The organism is Paraburkholderia sp. D15 (assembly GCF_029910215.1).
In the GTDB taxonomy this organism is placed as follows: domain Bacteria; phylum Pseudomonadota; class Gammaproteobacteria; order Burkholderiales; family Burkholderiaceae; genus Paraburkholderia.
Genome location: NZ_CP110396.1, coordinates 137,956 through 156,362 on the forward strand (window position 1 = coordinate 137,956; position 18,407 = coordinate 156,362).

Genomic DNA, 18,407 nt, shown 5'->3' on the forward strand with positions numbered 1-18,407 from the left:
AAAACTTGAAGTACAAAATGCCGCCTCGATGCTTTCGAAAACGAAAGCATCGAAATGGACATGTAGGCTGAAATTTCGCTGAACTTGACGTGGAAGCGGTGCTGCCCGCTTCACGTTTACCCGCAGCCGAACGATCAAGGGTGGGAGATTACCAAGATAAGAATACTTTTGCAGCGCAACAACACCGCAAACCCTTTGTTAATGCACCATTGCCACGTTTGGACTTGCGGAACGAATAAAAATGTGCAGACGCACAACAGGGTTTGCCCGATGTTTTTTTCGTCCAATTTTGCGGGCAAAAGCAGGCAATTAAGCGACAGTTGAAGACTCTTGCGGCAATGCCCCAAAACGACGCGCGCACTGGAATAGTTCGTGCGGGTTCTCAGGGTCTTCCCGAGGTCGTTTTCGGGTGCCCGGCAATATTTTCGCGGCGGTCGAACGAAAATATTTTTTGATCCGGCACTCTAGCCACCGGGGGCTTTTTCGAGCGATCGGCCCATTGATCGAAGGCCATCCGAGCGCATTGTTTCCATGGGTTGGCGACGGCCACCTCATCGCCTCTTTACTGGTACCTTCTTCGTTGGCTTCATTTCCGGACATCGCATGCTCCCTCGCGACGAAGAGGTCGTTCCCGCGCTCGAATGCCGCGGCCTCAGCAAGACCTATGGCGCGGGCCGTATCGTCCTCGCGCAACTCGACTTCGTGCTTAGGCGCGGCGAGTTCGTCGCGATCATGGGCGATTCCGGCGTCGGCAAATCGACCCTGCTCAATCTGATTGCGGGCCTCGATCACGCGGATGGCGGCGAGGTCGTGATCGACGGCCATCCGATCGCCCGTCTCGACGACAACGCCGCGACCCGTCTGCGCCGCCGCAAACTCGGCTTCGTGTTTCAGGCGTTTCACGTGCTGCCGCATCTGACGCTCGCGCAGAACGTCGCGCTGCCGCTGCTGCTCAACGACATGCCGGCGAGCGCCGCGCTCGACATGCTCGCGGCGGTCGGCCTCGGCGGCCGTGGCGACGATTTTCCGCGGCAACTGTCGGGCGGCGAGTTGCAGCGCGTAGCGATCGCGAGGGCGCTCGTGCACCGGCCGACACTCATTCTCGCCGACGAACCCACCGGCAATCTCGACCCCGACACCGCGCACGAAGTGCTGGGTCTGTTTCGCGCGCAGAGCAAGGCGACCGGCGCGGCCACGATCATGGTCACGCACTCGGAGGCCGCGGCGGCGGTGGCGGATCGCGTGCTGATTCTGGGGGATGGCGGATTGCATGCGTCGGTTTTGCGGAGGGCGGCATCGGGCTCCCCGGCGCCCTCCACACTCTCCACCGACCACGCAAACGCGCACGCCGATAGCAACGCCGCGCCCTTCCAGACACGTTCCGCCGCCGATGATCGCTGAGTCCCGTCCATCGTTGCGCGCGCAAGGACATCGCGTACTCGCGCGCTGGTTGCTGAGCGCCGAATGGCGTAGTCAACGCGGCCGCGCACTGGTTGCGATTGCAACGATCGCGCTCGGCGTGGCGCTGGGTTACGCGGTGCAACTGATCAACAGCGCGGCGTTCAACGAATTCTCGGCGGCGGCCCGCAGTCTTTCCGGCGAGGCCGATCTGCAGGTGCGCGGCGCGCAGACGTCGTTCGACGAATCGGTTTATCCGCTGCTGTCCGGCCTTCCCGGCGTGGCGCTGGCGAGCCCCGTGCTCGCGCTCGACGTCACCGTGCCGGGCCGCAACGCCGCGCTGCCCTTACTCGGCACCGATGTATTCAAGGCGAGTCGCATCGCGCCGGATCTGACCGGCGTGCCGTCGCCCGAGCACCCATTCGATACGCTCGCGTCCGACGCGGTGTTTCTTTCCGCCGCCGCGCAGCAATGGCTGAACGTGAAAACCGGCGACCAGGTCGCGCTGCAAAGCGGGACGTCGATCGTGCATTTTCGCGTCGCGGGTGGCCTCGTCAGAACGCGGCCCGGACAACGGCTCGCGGTGATGGATATCGCCGCCGCGCAATGGCGCTTCGGCAAAGTCGGCAAACTGTCGCGGATCGACTTGCAGCTCGAACGCGGCGTCGATCGCGAACGTTTCCGGCGCGATCTGCAGACGCGGCTCGGCGACCGCTGGATCATCGCCGAAACACGCGATGCCGACAGCCGCACGGACCGTCTGTCGCGCGCATATCGGATCAACATGAATGTGCTCGCGCTGGTCGCGTTGTTCACCGGCGCGTTTCTGGTGTTTTCGACGCAAGCCCTCGGCGTCGTGCGGCGCCGCGCGCAATTCGCGATGTTGCGCGTGCTGGGCCTGACGCGTGCACAACTGCTGCGTCAGATTCTGATGGAAGGCGCGTTGCTGGGTCTGCTCGGTGCGCTGTCGGGACTCGCGCTCGGTTACGCGATGGCCAGCGGCGCGCTGCACTTTTTCGGCAGCGATCTGGGCGGCGGCTATTTTCCCGGCGTGCAACCTCGCGTGGGTTTCGAGCCCCTGGCGAGCGCGATATTTCTGCTGCTCGGTATCGCCGTGTCGGTGTTGGGCAGTCTCGCACCCGCGCTGGAGGCCGCTCGCGCGCGGCCCGCGGCGGCGCTCAAAGCCGGCGCCGAAGAAGGCGCGCTGGCGCGGCTCGCCACGCCGTGGCCCGCCTTGCTCTGTCTACTCGCGGCAGCCGCGCTGACGCAGATACCACCCTGGTTCGACATGCCGCTCGGCGGCTATCTGGCCGTTGCGTTGTTGCTGATCGGCGGGATCGCGCTGATGCCGCGCGTCACCGCGCTGGTGTTCGGCGCGGCGAGCCGGATGTTCGGCCAGCGACGCCGCGCCGGCGCCGCGAGCACGCTGGCGCTCGCGCGACTTGCGAATGCGCCGGGACATGCGTCGATCGCGATGGGCGGCGTGCTGTCGAGCTTTGCGTTGATCGTCGCGATGGCGATCATGGTGGCGAGCTTCCGCGTTTCGGTGGAAGACTGGCTGCTTCATTTGCTCTCCGCCGATCTCTACGTGCGGGTCGCGCCGAACGGTGACACCGGCGGCTTGAGGCCGGGCGAGCAGGCACGTCTTGCGGCCGTGCCCGGCATCGGGGCGGCGGCGTTCTCGCGCACCGCGCGCCTCTCGCTCGACGCCGCTCGCCCCGACATCGCGCTGCTCGCCCGCGAAATCGATGCAGCCAATCCCGGCGCGAATTTGCAGATGACCGGTCCGGTATGGCCCGTTTCCGCTTTGCGCGCGAATGAGACGCCGGTATGGGTCTCCGAGGCGATGGTCGATCTATACGGCTACCACCTGGGGCAGCGCGTTCGATTGCCGCTCGGCGAACCGGGACATGTGTTCACGGTCGCCGGCGTGTGGCGCGACTATGCACGGCAGACCGGCGCGATTCAGATCCGCTTGGCGGACTACCGTCGTTTGACCGGCGACACGACCGCCACCGATGTCGCGATTACCGTTCGGCCGGGTGAGCCGGTCGAACGCGTTGTCTCGGCGTTGAGGGCGTTGCCGTTCGGTGCGTCGCTGGATCTTGCACAGCCGGGAGACATTCGCGCGCGTACGCTGGTCATCTTCGATCGAAGTTTCGCGGTCACTTATCTGCTTGAGGCCGTCGCGATCGTGATCGGCTTGTTTGGCGTGGCCGCGACTTTTTCGGCGCAGACGCTCGCACGTTCACGCGAGTTCGGCATGTTGCGGCATGTCGGCGTGACGCGCTCGCAGATTCTCGGCGTGCTCGCGCTCGAAGGCGGCATGCTGACCGCTTGCGGAATCGCGATGGGTTTCGCGCTTGGCTTCGCGATCAGTTTGATCCTGGTGTTCGTGGTCAATCCGCAGTCGTTTCATTGGAGCATGTCGTTGCATGTGCCCTGGACGGTGCTGAGCGTCGTCGCGCTGGTGATGCTCGCGTCGTCGTGCTCGACGGCGGTGATCGCTGGACGTGGCGCGGTGTCGGTGAACGCCGTGCGCGCGGTGAAGGAGGATTGGTGATGCGGACTTCGTCGGGCAACGCGGATGGGCGATTGCGTCCGCAGATTCGTGGTCTGCTTTGCGCCGGCGCTCTGGTTGCGTCCGCCGCGTTTGCAGCGACGCCGGCGGGGGTGTCAGAATTCGCCGCCGTCACGCCCGGTCACGCGATCGCACTACCCTTGGATACCGGCGCGCATCCCATGTTTCGCACCGAATGGTGGTACGCGACAGGTTGGCTCACGACGCCGGACAATCATCCACTTGGATTTCAGATCACCTTTTTTCGATCGGCGACCGGACACGACTCCGCCGATCCGAGCGCGTTCGCACCGTCGCAATTGATCATCGCGCACGCGGCGTTGAGCGATCCGGCGCTCGGTCACCTGGCGCACGATCAGCGCATCGCGCGGGAGGGTTTCGGACTCGCGTATGCCAAGCCGGCTAACACCGACGTCAAACTCGATGCCTGGAAAATCATCCGCGGCAACGATGGTCACTACAACGTCACCGTCGACGCAAACGGATTCGCGTTGCACCTCGTGCTGACACCCACCCAAACGCCTTTGATTCAAGGCGAACGCGGCTATTCCCGCAAGGGACCGAGACCGGAACAGGCGAGTTATTACTACAGCGAACCGCAGCTGCGCGTAACGGGTAGCGTAGTAAGACCGGCTGACGGCGCGGGCGGCGCTTCGCGCGGAGACACCACGGTGACGGGGATAGCCTGGCTGGACCACGAGTGGTCCAGCACCCTGCTCGATGCGAATGCTGTCGGTTGGGATTGGCTCGGCGCGAATCTCATCGACGGTTCGGCATTGATGGCCTTCAAGGTACGTGGCCGCGACGGACATTCGATGTGGGCGCACGCGGCGCTGCGAAAGCCCAATGGCGAAGTAACGGCCTTCGACAACGATCAGGTCGATTTCACGCCCGTTCGCACATGGCGTTCGCCACGCACGAATACTTCGTACCCGGTTTCGATGTCGGTAAGAACCGGCGCGCTGACGTGGCAACTCGATCCGTTGATGGACGATCAGGAACTCGACTCGCGGCAATCGACCGGAGCGGTGTACTGGGAGGGAGCGGTACGCGTGAGCCGGAATGGCGCGGATGTGGGACGGGCGTATCTGGAATTGACCGGTTACGCCGAGAGACTGCGGATCGGGGGTCTGGGGCCGTGAGGGCGGAGGTTTGCTGCAGCCGGCGTTTAGACGCTGGAGATGGTCGCGTTGTTCTCTGCGTCGCCAGGGGCCGGTAATGGTTGCCGTCGTCGCGTGAGAACGGATACCCCCTGACCACATTCTGAAGTCGTGCTTTCAGGCGCGTAAACGCAGAAACCCCACCGTTGTAGGTGGGGTTTCTGTTTGCTGCAGTGTGCTGCTGGGGAGCCTGACGATTACCTACTTTCACACGGGCAATCCGCACTATCATCGGCGTGGAGTCGTTTCACGGTCCTGTTCGGGATGGGAAGGGGTGGTACCGACTCGCTATGGTCATCAGGCATGACTTGTTGCCGTGGCGCCTTTTGGGGCATCACGACCAATCCGGAAGAAGTAGTTTCTGATGATGTGACATCAGTGGCGGGGGTTGTGTTGTTTTATCTGGCACAACACTGATCTCAACCTGTGTGTGGTCTGCATAAGACCCTGCGCGTAGCGCAGGGTGGGGCATCCATAAGTGCTGAAGCACTAACGGCTGCCGACACACACCTGTTATAGGATCAAGCCTTACGGGCAATTAGTATCAGTTAGCTGAGCACATTACTGCGCTTACACACCTGACCTATCAACGTCCTGGTCTTGAACGACCCTTCAAGGGGCTCGAAGCCCCGGGGATATCTCATCTTAAGGCGAGTTTCCCGCTTAGATGCTTTCAGCGGTTATCTCTTCCGAACATAGCTACCCGGCGATGCCACTGGCGTGACAACCGGTACACCAGAGGTTCGTCCACTCCGGTCCTCTCGTACTAGGAGCAGCCCCCTTCAAATATCCAGCGCCCACGGCAGATAGGGACCAAACTGTCTCACGACGTTTTAAACCCAGCTCACGTACCTCTTTAAATGGCGAACAGCCATACCCTTGGGACCGGCTACAGCCCCAGGATGAGATGAGCCGACATCGAGGTGCCAAACACCGCCGTCGATATGAACTCTTGGGCGGTATCAGCCTGTTATCCCCAGAGTACCTTTTATCCGTTGAGCGATGGCCCTTCCATACAGAACCACCGGATCACTATGACCTGCTTTCGCACCTGCTCGACTTGTCGGTCTCGCAGTTAAGCACGCTTATGCCATTGCACTATCAGCACGATTTCCGACCGTACCTAGCGTACCTTCGTACTCCTCCGTTACACTTTGGGAGGAGACCGCCCCAGTCAAACTGCCTACCATGCACTGTCCCCGATCCGGATTACGGACCAAGGTTAGAACCTCAAACAAGCCAGGGTGGTATTTCAAGGTCGGCTCCACTGAAACTAGCGTTCCAGCTTCAAAGCCTCCCACCTATCCTACACAGACCGGTTCAAAGTCCAATGCAAAGCTACAGTAAAGGTTCATGGGGTCTTTCCGTCTAGCCGCGGGGAGATTGCATCATCACAAACACTTCAACTTCGCTGAGTCTCGGGAGGAGACAGTGTGGCCATCGTTACGCCATTCGTGCAGGTCGGAACTTACCCGACAAGGAATTTCGCTACCTTAGGACCGTTATAGTTACGGCCGCCGTTTACCGGGACTTCAATCAAGAGCTTGCACCCCATCATTTAATCTTCCGGCACCGGGCAGGCGTCACACCCTATACGTCCACTTTCGTGTTTGCAGAGTGCTGTGTTTTTATTAAACAGTCGCAGCCACCAGTTTATTGCAACCCCTTCACCCTCTGCGCGCAGGCGCATCAAGCTACAGGGGCGTACCTTATCCCGAAGTTACGGTACCAATTTGCCGAGTTCCTTCTCCCGAGTTCTCTCAAGCGCCTTAGAATACTCATCTCGCCCACCTGTGTCGGTTTGCGGTACGGTCTTGTTAGACTGAAGCTTAGAGGCTTTTCCTGGAACCACTTCCGATTGCTTCGTGACCTAGATCACTGGCCTCGCACCCTTGAATTCCGCGCCCGGATTTGCCAAAGCGCCTTCTCCAATGCAAGGACCGGGACTTCCAACACCCGGACAACCTTCCGCGATCCGTCCCCCCATCGCATCTAACAATGGTGCAGGAATATTAACCTGCTTCCCATCAGCTACGCATTTCTGCCTCGCCTTAGGGGCCGACTCACCCTACGCCGATGAACGTTGCGTAGGAAACCTTGGGCTTACGGCGAGGGGGCCTTTCACCCCCTTTATCGCTACTCATGTCAGCATTCGCACTTCCGATACCTCCAGCGCACTTTTCAATGCACCTTCGCAGGCTTACGGAACGCTCTCCTACCATGCACATAAATGTGCATCCGCAGCTTCGGTATATGGCTTAGCCCCGTTACATCTTCCGCGCAGGACGACTCGATCAGTGAGCTATTACGCTTTCTTTAAAGGATGGCTGCTTCTAAGCCAACCTCCTGACTGTTTTAGCCTTCCCACTTCGTTTCCCACTTAGCCATATTTGGGGACCTTAGCTGGCGGTCTGGGTTGTTTCCCTCTTGACACCGGACGTTAGCACCCGATGTCTGTCTCCCGTGATTGCACTCTTCGGTATTCGGAGTTTGCTATGGCGTAGTAATCCGCAATGGACCCCACAACCATGACAGTGCTCTACCCCCGAAGGTGATACACGAGGCACTACCTAAATAGTTTTCGGAGAGAACCAGCTATTTCCAGGTTTGTTTAGCCTTTCACCCCTATCCACAGCTCATCCCCTAACTTTTCAACGTTAGTGGGTTCGGACCTCCAGTACGTGTTACCGCACCTTCATCCTGGCCATGGATAGATCACCTGGTTTCGGGTCTACACCCAGCGACTGAATCGCCCTGTTCGGACTCGCTTTCGCTACGCCTGCCCTAATCGGTTAAGCTTGCCACTGAATGTAAGTCGCTGACCCATTATACAAAAGGTACGCCGTCACCCCTTACGAGGCTCCGACTGTTTGTATGCATGCGGTTTCAGGATCTATTTCACTCCCCTCCCGGGGTTCTTTTCGCCTTTCCCTCACGGTACTGGTTCACTATCGGTCGATCACGAGTATTTAGCCTTGGAGGATGGTCCCCCCATCTTCAGACAGGATTTCACGTGTCCCGCCCTACTTTCCGTACACCTAGTTCTTCCTCGCTGTTTTCGTCTACAGGGCTATCACCTGCTATGGCCGCACTTTCCAGAGCGTTCGACTAACAATGAAGATAAAGAGTACAGGCTGGTCCCATTTCGCTCGCCACTACTCTGGGAATCTCGGTTGATTTCTTTTCCTGCGGTTACTTAGATGTTTCAGTTCACCGCGTTCGCTTCGCGTAGCCTATGTATTCAGCTACGGATACTCCATAAGGAGTGGGTTTCCCCATTCGGATATCGGTGGATCAAAGCTCGTTTGCCAGCTCCCCACCGCTTTTCGCAGGCTACCGCGTCCTTCATCGCCTGTGATCGCCAAGGCATCCACCACATGCACTTGTTCGCTTGACCCTATAACGGGTGTGTCTTCGGCGCATTCACTCGGAACACGGCCTTCGCCACATCGTTACAGGTTGAGTATTCGTGTTGCGCCGTATTCCAAGGCAATCTTTCGATCACCTTTTCATACATTGATACAATCACAACCCTGATTCACCTACTCGCACACCCATCTCTAAGCATGCTTTCGTGAATCTCTTTACTACTTCTTCCTGATTGTTAAAGAACGACAGCCGATCACGCGGTTGCTATAACCACGTCTCGCTCTGACTGGCTCAATCGCCAATGCACAACTCTCTGCCCGTCTTGCCGGCAGAACACTATGCATTGAGGATTGGTGGAGGATGACGGGATCGAACCGACGACCCCCTGCTTGCAAAGCAGGTGCTCTCCCAGCTGAGCTAATCCCCCAGTCACATACAGACACACGATCAATTATCGTCTGCCGATGCAGTCTTCACAGATACGCCCTTCAGCGGCGAACCCCACCGCAGAAACAGTGGTGGGTCTGGATGGATTCGAACCATCGACCCCCGCCTTATCAAGACGGTGCTCTAACCGACTGAGCTACAGACCCCTGCGTCTGTCTGCGTATCTGTCTTTAATTTACAGCCGATAAGCGTGAGCGCTCAACGTTGAACACGTCAGCTCGAGAAAGGAGGTGATCCAGCCGCACCTTCCGATACGGCTACCTTGTTACGACTTCACCCCAGTCATGAATCCTACCGTGGTGACCGTCCTCCTTGCGGTTAGACTAGCCACTTCTGGTAAAACCCACTCCCATGGTGTGACGGGCGGTGTGTACAAGACCCGGGAACGTATTCACCGCGGCATGCTGATCCGCGATTACTAGCGATTCCAGCTTCACGCACTCGAGTTGCAGAGTGCGATCCGGACTACGATCGGTTTTCTGGGATTGGCTCCACCTCGCGGCTTGGCAACCCTCTGTTCCGACCATTGTATGACGTGTGAAGCCCTACCCATAAGGGCCATGAGGACTTGACGTCATCCCCACCTTCCTCCGGTTTGTCACCGGCAGTCTCCCTGGAGTGCTCTTGCGTAGCAACTAGGGACAAGGGTTGCGCTCGTTGCGGGACTTAACCCAACATCTCACGACACGAGCTGACGACAGCCATGCAGCACCTGTGTTATGGCTCCCTTTCGGGCACCCCCACCTCTCAGCAGGGTTCCATACATGTCAAGGGTAGGTAAGGTTTTTCGCGTTGCATCGAATTAATCCACATCATCCACCGCTTGTGCGGGTCCCCGTCAATTCCTTTGAGTTTTAATCTTGCGACCGTACTCCCCAGGCGGTCAACTTCACGCGTTAGCTACGTTACCAAGTCAATGAAGACCCGACAACTAGTTGACATCGTTTAGGGCGTGGACTACCAGGGTATCTAATCCTGTTTGCTCCCCACGCTTTCGTGCATGAGCGTCAGTATTGGCCCAGGGGGCTGCCTTCGCCATCGGTATTCCTCCACATCTCTACGCATTTCACTGCTACACGTGGAATTCTACCCCCCTCTGCCATACTCTAGCCCGCCAGTCACAAATGCAGTTCCCAGGTTAAGCCCGGGGATTTCACATCTGTCTTAGCGAACCGCCTGCGCACGCTTTACGCCCAGTAATTCCGATTAACGCTTGCACCCTACGTATTACCGCGGCTGCTGGCACGTAGTTAGCCGGTGCTTATTCTTCCGGTACCGTCATCCCACCACCATATTAGGGCGATGGTTTTCTTTCCGGACAAAAGTGCTTTACAACCCGAAGGCCTTCTTCACACACGCGGCATTGCTGGATCAGGGTTTCCCCCATTGTCCAAAATTCCCCACTGCTGCCTCCCGTAGGAGTCTGGGCCGTGTCTCAGTCCCAGTGTGGCTGGTCGTCCTCTCAGACCAGCTACAGATCGTCGCCTTGGTAGGCCTTTACCCCACCAACTAGCTAATCTGCCATCGGCCGCCCCTTGAGCGGGAGGTCCGAAGATCCCCCCCTTTCCTCCATAGAGCGTATGCGGTATTAATCCGGCTTTCGCCGGGCTATCCCCCACTCCAGGACACGTTCCGATGTATTACTCACCCGTTCGCCACTCGCCACCAGGATTGCTCCCGTGCTGCCGTTCGACTTGCATGTGTAAGGCATGCCGCCAGCGTTCAATCTGAGCCAGGATCAAACTCTTCAGTTCAAACCTGTTACTGTTTTTCGGGCTCTTTCGAACCCGGTCGCTCACTCAACGTACTGACGAATTGTTCGATCCATCTCTCGACGGTCAAACCTTCCTTTCATTACTGTGTGAGACTTGATACTTTTGCTTTACGCCAGACTCCGAAGAATCCGGCTCGCGTTCCGCATCAAGCGCCCACACTTATCGGCTGTTAATTTTTAAAGATCGTTCGCGAAAAGATTCGGGTGGCTTGCACCGCCCACTTCTTCCTGCGTCGCTGCATCAGCAGCAGAGAAACGAGATTATGGAGATCGGGTCACATGTCGTCAACCCCCTTCACACAATATTTTCATAAGACCGAGATTTCTTGCGTCGCACAGTCATCAGTGAGACCTGCGAGCGGGACTCGGTCACGGCGAAAAATTAGTTAGCCATCCGATTCAATTCAGGGACCCCAAAAAAGCGGCGAAACACAAGCCCCGCCGACTCGCTAAAGTTTCCTCCCAGTCAGCCGTCAACCATAGGTCAGCCGTCAACCATAGATATCCCGCCACTTAAAATAGCCGACCATGGACAATCCAGTCGAGCAACACTCCGAGGACAACCCGCCCGCCACGCAGTCGGCGGTTCTGAAGATGGACGCGGTGCCGGTCGGCACGCCGCTCGAATGGCCGGTCGTCGATGCCGACGGCACCCTGCTGTTCGCGAGCGGCACGATCCTCGCGACCACCGACGAGCGCAACTTCCTGTTCGGGCACTTCCAGCCGCATCGCGGCGACCTGCTCGACACGACGGCACAGGAGCCGCCCGAGGCCGAGCATCAGCCCGATCCCGCGAATCCGCTGACGATCAAGGACATGCACCTCGAAATCGGCGCGCTGATCGGCGTGCGCTCGCAGGTCGGCAGCGGCGCGCCGATGCATCCGTGCCGGATCATCGGTTTCGCGCCGAACCATGCGCTGTTCGTCACGCCGCCCCTGCACCAGGGACGCATCCTGCCGCTGGGTCTCGCCGAGAACATCGAAATCGTCGCGATTGCAAGCCATGCGGTGTTCCGCTTCGTCTGCACGGTCGAAGCCATTTGCCGCACGCCGTTCGACTATGTCGTGCTGTCGAAACCCGGCGTGATCCGCCGCCTGCGCGAACGCAAATCGATTCGCGTCAATACGCACCTCGCGGTGCGTTTCGGCATCGGCGAAACGGGGGAAACGTACGAGGGGCTCGGTCTCGCCAGGGGAATCAGCGCACTCGGCATGTCGCTGGCCGCGTCATGGACGGTCGGCGCGGTCGGCGAACGGTTGCGGGTCGCGTTCCGGCTGAAGTCGGCGGAACTGGACACCGAGATCGAAACCACCGCGATCATCCGCAACGTGCATAAGGCAGGCAATCCAGGCGAGCCGTCGATGCATGGGCTCGAATTCGATCAGCTCGATACGTCGCAGCAGATGGCGATGAAGGTGTTCGTGTTCGATCGTCAGGACGATGTGTCGTACTGGACGAACACCTGAAGCAACATCCGGACGACGCGAGCGAGGCAACGGAATCGTCCGGATAAAGCCTTGCGGTCGCGACAACGCGCGCGCGGCGCCAACCAGGCGCCGTTCACCGCGCCGTTGACCGCGCCGTTGACCGCGCCGTTGACCGCGCTGCTCGTCGCGCTGCTCGTCGCGGAACAGAACGCCTCGCCGAGTTCTTCGCACCATTCACGCGGAGTCGCTGATCGACTACCCGATCAGCGACTCCGGCGTCACACATTGCGCGTCCCACGCATCGGCTAGCGACGCGCAACGACCCAACCGTATCGCACCCCGCTCGAAATCGACGAACACGATCTGGTCGGCATCGCGAGGCCGCGTCGGGGAGTCGGCGCTGCGGCCGTCGGTCAGGATCCATAGCCAGCGCTGCTGGGCTGGCTTGAGGCGCGCGCGTTGTTCGAGCAACCGCGCCGCTCGCCGCACGCCGGACTCGAGCGGCGTGCCGCCGCCCCCGCCCACCGGACTGAGCCAACGCTCGTTCCACCAGCGCGGCACCGCCGGCCCGAAGCGCAGATCGGCCGCCGTTCCGCCGAAGCAGATCAACGCGGCCTCGGCGCGCTCGGCGCTCGCGCGATCGAACAGTGCGATCAGCAAGCCCTTGGCGAGCGCGAGACGCTGCCCGGCCAGCATCGAAGCGGAACAATCGAGCACGAAACAATGCAGCACGCCGCTGCTGGGCGCCTCGCGCACGAAGCGCAGATGTTCGGCTCGCAGCGGACGCGGTCCCATTGCCGCGAGCGTCGGCGGCCATGCGATGCGTCGGCCGGGAACGCCGCGTAACGCGCTGCGCGGCCGCGAAACCACTGGCGAATTCGTGAGTGCGCGTTGCCGCCATCGGAGACCGCTGGTTGAATCAGCGGCGGCGCCTTTCCGATGGCTCAGCGTTTTTTTACGGCGAGCGGTACGACGCCTTTGACGTGCGTGGCCGCGACGGGCTCGGGCGGCAGGTAGCCCCAGTCGCTATCGCTATGGCCAGAATTCTCGCCGGAGTTTTCGCCGGCGTTTTTGCCAGAATTCTCGCCGGCGTTTTTGCCGAAGCCGTCACTGGTGCCTTCGTCCGCATTGCCCCCCGAACGCGTCAACTCCTCACCAGCCCGTCCCGATCCCCGGGACTCATCACGCTCATCGAGTCCCGAATCCAAACCGGCCTCATCCCCACGAGCATGCTCCAGCGCCGCCGACATCTCCCGCTGCACCCCCTCCTGCTCACCCCCACGCCGCCGATGCATCAGCACCGCCTCCGCCACCCGCTCCACATGCCCGACCGTCACCTCGACGGCCTGCTCCAGCGCGGCCAGGGCCCGCGCCGCGCGCAACATCACGAGATCGGCACGCAGTCCATCCACGGCGGCTTCGATGCACAGTGCGCTGACCCGCGCGTGCACGGCGTCATCGAAAGCGAGGCGCGGCAACGCGACCCGCGCGGCCCGAATCCGTTGTACGAAATCCGCCTGCTGTCGAGCGTATCGCGCGCGAAAGCCGTGCGGATCGAGATCGAACGCGAGCCGCGCCTTTACGATGGCCTGCCGCATCGCCGGCTCGAAGCAGTTGCGCAACTCGACCATCAAACCAAAGCGGTCGATCAACTGCGGCCGCAACTCGCCTTCTTCCGGATTCATCGTGCCGATCAGCACGAAGCTCGCGTCGTGACTATGCGAGACGCCATCGCGTTCGACGGTATTCACGCCGCTCGCGGCTGCATCGAGCAACGCATCGACGAGCGCGTCGGGCAGCAGGTTGATCTCGTCGACATACAGCACGCCGCGATGCGCCTTCGCGAGCAGTCCGGGTGAAAAGCGCACCGCGCCGTCGCGCAGCACGGTTTCGATATCGAGCGTGCCGATCAGCCGGTCCTCGCTGGCGCCGAGCGGCAGGTTCACCAGTTGCCCTTCGGGCAGCAACTCGGCCAGCGCGCGCGCCGCGGTCGATTTCGCGGTGCCGCGCGGTCCTGCGATCAGCACGCCGCCGAGGCCCGGATCGATCGCCGCGAGCAGCAACGCCTGCTGCAATGACGCCTGGCCGAGCAACGCGGCGAACGGAAAAACGGGCCGTGGGCGCGCGGCGCGGGTTTCGCCCGCGCCTTCGGCACCGCCCGCTCCGCGCGTTTCGTATCGAGTCTCGCCCAGGCTCTCACCTCGTGCCTCGCCGGCGATCCGGTCCCGGCTCTCGTCGCCCGTGCCGATCCGGCTCTCGCCTCCGGTCTCGCCTCGCATGCCGCTCACGGCCTCGCCCCGCTCATCGCCACGAATGTCCGCACTCATCTTCACCGTCCCTCGATCTGCTGCTCGCTCGCGAGCAGATGCCGCTCGATCTGCGCGCGATACTCGCCGGGCGCTTGCCACAGTCCGCGCTGCATCGCTTCGAGCAAACGCTCGCTGATCGAATGCAACGCATGCGGGTTATGCCGCTGCAAGAACTCGCGCGTCGCCGCGTCGTTCAGATAGGCGTCGGCCACGAGCGCATATTGATGATCCGCGACCACGCGCGCGGTCGCATCGTACCCATAGAGATAGTCCACCGTGGCGGCGATTTCGGCCGCGCCCTTATAACCATGCCGCTTCACGCCGTCGAGCCACTTCGGATTCACCACGCGCGAGCGGATCACGCGCGCGATCTCTTCCTTCAGCGTGCGCACGCGCGGCGCGGCCGGATTGCTGTGATCGGCGTGATACACGCTCGGTTGCGCCCCCGCCAGATGCCTCACCGCCGCGACCATGCCGCCCTGGAACTGATAGTAGTCATTCGAGTCGAGCAGATCGTGCTCGCGGTTGTCCTGGTTCTGCAGCACGACGTCCATCGCCGCGAGACGCGTGCCGAATACCTGACGCGCCTCCTCGCCCGCGCTCTTCTGCGTGTACGCGTAACCGCCCCACGCCTGATACGCGTTCGCGAGATCGGCGTCGGTCTGCCAGTCGCGCGAATCGATGATCTCCTGCAAGCCTGCGCCGTATGCGCCGGGCCGCGCGCTGAACACACGCCAGCCGGCGCGCCGGCGCGCCTCGGCGGCGTCCATCCCGCCGGCCACGAGGGCATCGCGTTCGCGCAGCACGCGCGCGCGCAGCGGATTCACTTCAGGCGGTTCGTCGAGTTCGGCCACGGCCTGCACCGCGGCGTCGAACAGATGCATCACGTTCGCGAACGCATCGCGGAAAAAGCCGGAGACGCGCAACGTGACGTCGATACGCGGCCGGTCGAACGCATCGATCGGCATGATCTCGAAGTCCGTCACGCGATGACTGCCCGGCGCCCACCTCGGCCGCACGCCGAGCAGCGCGAGCGCCTGGGCGACATCGTCGCCGCCGGTGCGCATCGTCGCGGTGCCCCACACCGACAGGCCGATCGCGCGCGGATAATCGCCGTGCTCCTGCAGATGCCGCTCGATCAACTGCTGCGCGGACTTCAGGCCGAGCACCCAGGCGGCCTGCGTCGGAACCGCGCGGGTATCGACCGAATAGAAATTACGGCCGGTGGGTAACACGTCCGGCCGTCCGCGCGACGGTGATCCGCTTGGGCCCGGCGGCACGAAGCGTCCTTCGAGTCCGCGCCGGAGTTGCCGCATTTCCTGCGGTCCGCACGCATCGAGACGAGGCAGCACGTCGTCGCGCAGTCGCTCGATCACCCGTTCGGCTTGCGGCAGGCTGCCGGGCTTCAATGACGGAATTGACGTCAATGCCGAACCAGAGACCGCCGCCGAAGGCGATTCGACGGGCGAAGCCGAAGCCGAAGCCGAAGCCGATTCGACGGGCAAAGCCGAAACCGAGCCGGCAACAGAAGCCGTTCCCGGTCCACCACCATCGCACACCTCGCCCAACATCCGCGCCGCAAGCAACTCCAGCCGCTCGCGCGTATCGCCGCCATGCCGCCACGGCGCGTCGCTGACCTGCTGCAGCACGTCGGGCCGCGGCCCCTCCCACACGGCAGACCAATCCACCGTCAACGGATCGAACAGATGATCCATCCGCAGATCGCGCGCCAGCGCGTCGATCAGGCCGGCCCGCGCACCCTGCCCGTCGCCGACCGGAAAACGCCCCAGCGCCAGCAGCGTATCGCGCCGCTGCACGCCGGCCGGCGACTGCCCGAACGTGTGCAACCCGTCGCGGATCTGCGCTTCCTTCAGCTCGCACAACCACGCGTCGACGCGCGTGAGCAACGCATCCTCGTCGTCGGGCCCGCTCGGCGCCGCGAGACTCAGCTCCTCATGCAGCCGATGCTCGACGATGGTCGCGAGAATCGTCCGCCGCAGCAATGTCGAGCGGCGCGGGTCGACCATCAACGCTTCATAGTATTCGTCGACCTGGCGCTCCAGATCCTGCAGCGGCCCATAGCTTTCGGCGCGCGTGAGCGGCGGCATCAGATGATCGACGATCACGGCCTGCGCGCGCCGTTTCGCCTGGCTACCCTCGCCGGGATCGTTGACGATGAACGGGTACAGATGCGGCATCGGCCCGAGAATCAGATCGGGCCAGCAGGTTTCGCTCAACGCCACGCTCTTGCCGGGCAACCATTCCAGATTGCCGTGCTTGCCGACGTGCACCACCGCGTCGATCGCGAACGCGTGACGCAGCCAGAAATAGAACGCGAGGTACGCATGCGGCGGCACGAGTTCGGCGTCGTGATAGCTCGCGTAATCGCCCTGCTCGCGCGAGCGCGACGGCTGAATGCCGACGAACACCTGCCCACAGCGCCAGCCCGCGATCATGAAGCGGCCGCGCCGCAGCGTCGGGTCCTGCTCAGGCCGCCCCCAACGCGCGTTGAGCGCCTCTTTCACCTCGCCGGGCAACGCGTCGAAATAGCGCAGATAGTCGTCGAGCGCCAGGCTTTGCAGCGCGGGCCGCAGATCGCGCACCACCGGGTCGTTGGTCACGCCTTCGGTGAGCTTTTCCAGGAGCGCATCGCCGTTCGCGGGCAACGCGCCGACGCGATAGCCCTCGTCGCGCAACATCGCCAGAATGCCGGTCACCGAGGCCGGCGTGTCGAGGCCCACGCCGTTGCCGATGCGCCCTTCGCTCATCGGATAGTTGGCGAGAATCAGCGCCAGCTTCTTGTCCGCGTTATCGAGCGCGCGCAGACGGCACCAGCGCCGGCTCAGCTCGGCGAGAAAGCTCACGCGCTCCAGATCCGGCTGATACCGGACCACGTCGACCTGGGTGTGCGGACAGCGATACGCGAGGCCCTTGAAGCTGATCGCCCGCGTGATGATCCGGCCGTCCACTTCGGGCAGCGCGATATGCATCGCGATATCGCGCGAATTGAGGCCCTGGTTGTCCTTCAGCCAGTCCTCGCGGTTGCCGCCGCTCAGAATCACCTGCAACACCGGCGCATCGCCGGCGAGCGCGAGCGGCTCGGGGTCGTCGATCGCGGACGCGGCGAACGCCGTCGTGTTCAACACCAATGCAGCCTGATGTTGCGCGCACAACGACTGCACGACATCACGGCTCAGCGCATCTTTCAGCGACGTGATCGCGATCGGCAACGGGTTGACGCCGCGCGCTTCGAGCGCGTCGATCAGCGCGTCGAACACTGCCGTATTGGCCGCCTGCAGATGCGCCTTGTAGAACAGGATCGCGGCGACCGGCGCGTCCTGCCGCCAGCGCGCCTGCCAGTCGGCGACGCTCGGTGTGTCGCGCTCGGGGTGATACAACGTCGCGGCGGGCAACGCGCGCGGCGGCGCCGGTTCGCTGCCCCAGCCCAACGCGCGATGCGCGATGCAACGCAGAAACGCCTCGGCATTCTGCGCGCCGCCCTCGCGCAGATAGCGCCACAATTGATGACACAGGTCGGCATCCGCGGTGCTGCGCGCGAGCAGATTCGGGTCTTCCTGCAGGTCGCCGGAAAACATCGCGAGCGTCTGCCGCTTGCGTTCGGCCAGCGTGACCACCTGTTCGATCCCGTACGGCCAGTACGCCTCGCCGCCAAGGTGATCGACCACCACCACGCGCGCATGTTGCAGCACGTCTTCCAGATAGAAGTCGACCGATGCCGGCTGACGCAGATAGGTGACGTTCGCCAGACGCACGCTCGGAAAACCGTCGCCGAGGCGCGGCACCACGCTGGCCAGCAGCGACAGGGTGGTGTCGGCCGAACTGAGCACGACGATCTCCGCGGGCTGCTGATCGATACGGATCACGCCCTGGGTATCGTCGACAAACCCGCCCGGCGTCGTGCGCAGCAGATGCATGAGCGC

7 protein-coding genes, 2 tRNA genes and 3 rRNA genes are annotated in these 18,407 nt (G+C 62.0%); 4 read left to right on the forward strand and 8 right to left on the reverse strand.

The window, feature by feature from the left end; translation table 11 throughout:
- Positions 1-603 precede the first annotated feature (603 nt).
- The 3 genes from LFL96_RS20205 to LFL96_RS20215 are packed head-to-tail and all read left to right on the forward strand — an operon-like array spanning position 604 to position 5,121.
- The gene (locus tag LFL96_RS20205; protein ID WP_281002490.1) at positions 604-1,401 is read left to right on the forward strand and encodes an ABC transporter ATP-binding protein; all 798 of its coding nucleotides are present in this window, start codon (positions 604-606) and stop codon (positions 1,399-1,401) included.
- On the forward strand, positions 1,391-3,961 hold the full coding sequence (locus LFL96_RS20210; RefSeq protein ID WP_281002491.1) for an FtsX-like permease family protein: 2,571 nt from the start codon (positions 1,391-1,393) through the stop codon (positions 3,959-3,961). The genes LFL96_RS20205 and LFL96_RS20210 overlap by 11 nt, the downstream gene beginning before the upstream one ends.
- Complete coding sequence (locus LFL96_RS20215) at positions 3,961-5,121, forward strand: carotenoid 1,2-hydratase (RefSeq protein WP_281002492.1); 1,161 nt, start codon at positions 3,961-3,963, stop codon at positions 5,119-5,121. Before LFL96_RS20210 ends, LFL96_RS20215 begins: the two co-directional genes overlap by 1 nt.
- 206 nt (positions 5,122-5,327) lie before the next feature.
- Here LFL96_RS20215 and rrf read toward each other — a convergent pair.
- The 5 genes from rrf to LFL96_RS20240 all read right to left on the reverse strand — a co-directional run bounded on the left by rrf (position 5,328) and on the right by LFL96_RS20240 (position 10,709).
- Positions 5,328-5,441 (reverse strand): 5S ribosomal RNA (gene rrf / locus LFL96_RS20220).
- 215 nt (positions 5,442-5,656) lie between these two features.
- Positions 5,657-8,536 (reverse strand): 23S ribosomal RNA (locus LFL96_RS20225).
- 323 nt (positions 8,537-8,859) lie between these two features.
- Positions 8,860-8,935: transfer RNA gene (locus LFL96_RS20230), tRNA-Ala, on the reverse strand.
- An 89-nt stretch (positions 8,936-9,024) separates the two neighbouring features.
- Positions 9,025-9,101: transfer RNA gene (locus LFL96_RS20235), tRNA-Ile, on the reverse strand.
- A gap of 77 nt (positions 9,102-9,178) precedes the next feature.
- Positions 9,179-10,709, reverse strand: a 16S ribosomal RNA gene (locus LFL96_RS20240).
- The 16S, 23S and 5S rRNA genes sit together here with 2 tRNA genes alongside, the layout of an rRNA operon.
- Before the next feature lie 548 nt (positions 10,710-11,257).
- On the opposite strand from LFL96_RS20240, the gene LFL96_RS20245 reads away from it, so the two are divergent.
- Complete coding sequence (locus tag LFL96_RS20245) at positions 11,258-12,196, forward strand: flagellar brake protein (protein ID WP_281002493.1); 939 nt, start codon at positions 11,258-11,260, stop codon at positions 12,194-12,196.
- A gap of 216 nt (positions 12,197-12,412) precedes the next feature.
- Here the strand turns inward: LFL96_RS20245 and LFL96_RS20250 are convergent, their stop codons facing one another.
- The 3 genes from LFL96_RS20250 to cobN all read right to left on the reverse strand — a co-directional run bounded on the left by LFL96_RS20250 (position 12,413) and on the right by cobN (position 18,401).
- Positions 12,413-12,952, reverse strand: coding sequence for a VWA domain-containing protein (locus LFL96_RS20250; protein ID WP_281002494.1), 540 nt, complete (start codon positions 12,950-12,952; stop codon positions 12,413-12,415).
- A 149-nt stretch (positions 12,953-13,101) separates the two neighbouring features.
- On the reverse strand, positions 13,102-14,484 hold the full coding sequence (locus LFL96_RS20255; RefSeq protein ID WP_281002495.1) for an AAA family ATPase: 1,383 nt from the start codon (positions 14,482-14,484) through the stop codon (positions 13,102-13,104).
- Positions 14,485-14,486: 2 nt separating this feature from the next.
- Positions 14,487-18,401 (reverse strand): cobaltochelatase subunit CobN, encoded by a 3,915-nt coding sequence (gene cobN / locus LFL96_RS20260; protein ID WP_281002496.1) that lies wholly within the window; start codon positions 18,399-18,401, stop codon positions 14,487-14,489.
- Positions 18,402-18,407 lie beyond the last annotated feature (6 nt).

Excerpts from the sequence above, each read along its gene's own strand:
- LFL96_RS20205 (WP_281002490.1), top strand. The coding sequence starts at position 604 with ATGCTCCCTCGCGACGAAGAGGTCGTTCCCGCGCTCGAATGCCGCGGC.
- LFL96_RS20210 (WP_281002491.1), top strand. The coding sequence starts at position 1,391 with ATGATCGCTGAGTCCCGTCCATCGTTGCGCGCGCAAGGACATCGCGTA.
- LFL96_RS20215 (WP_281002492.1), top strand. The coding sequence starts at position 3,961 with ATGCGGACTTCGTCGGGCAACGCGGATGGGCGATTGCGTCCGCAGATT.
- LFL96_RS20245 (WP_281002493.1), top strand. The coding sequence starts at position 11,258 with ATGGACAATCCAGTCGAGCAACACTCCGAGGACAACCCGCCCGCCACG.
- LFL96_RS20250 (WP_281002494.1), bottom strand. The coding sequence starts at position 12,952 with ATGGGACCGCGTCCGCTGCGAGCCGAACATCTGCGCTTCGTGCGCGAG.
- LFL96_RS20255 (WP_281002495.1), bottom strand. The coding sequence starts at position 14,484 with ATGAGTGCGGACATTCGTGGCGATGAGCGGGGCGAGGCCGTGAGCGGC.
- cobN (WP_281002496.1), bottom strand. The coding sequence starts at position 18,401 with ATGCATCTGCTGCGCACGACGCCGGGCGGGTTTGTCGACGATACCCAG.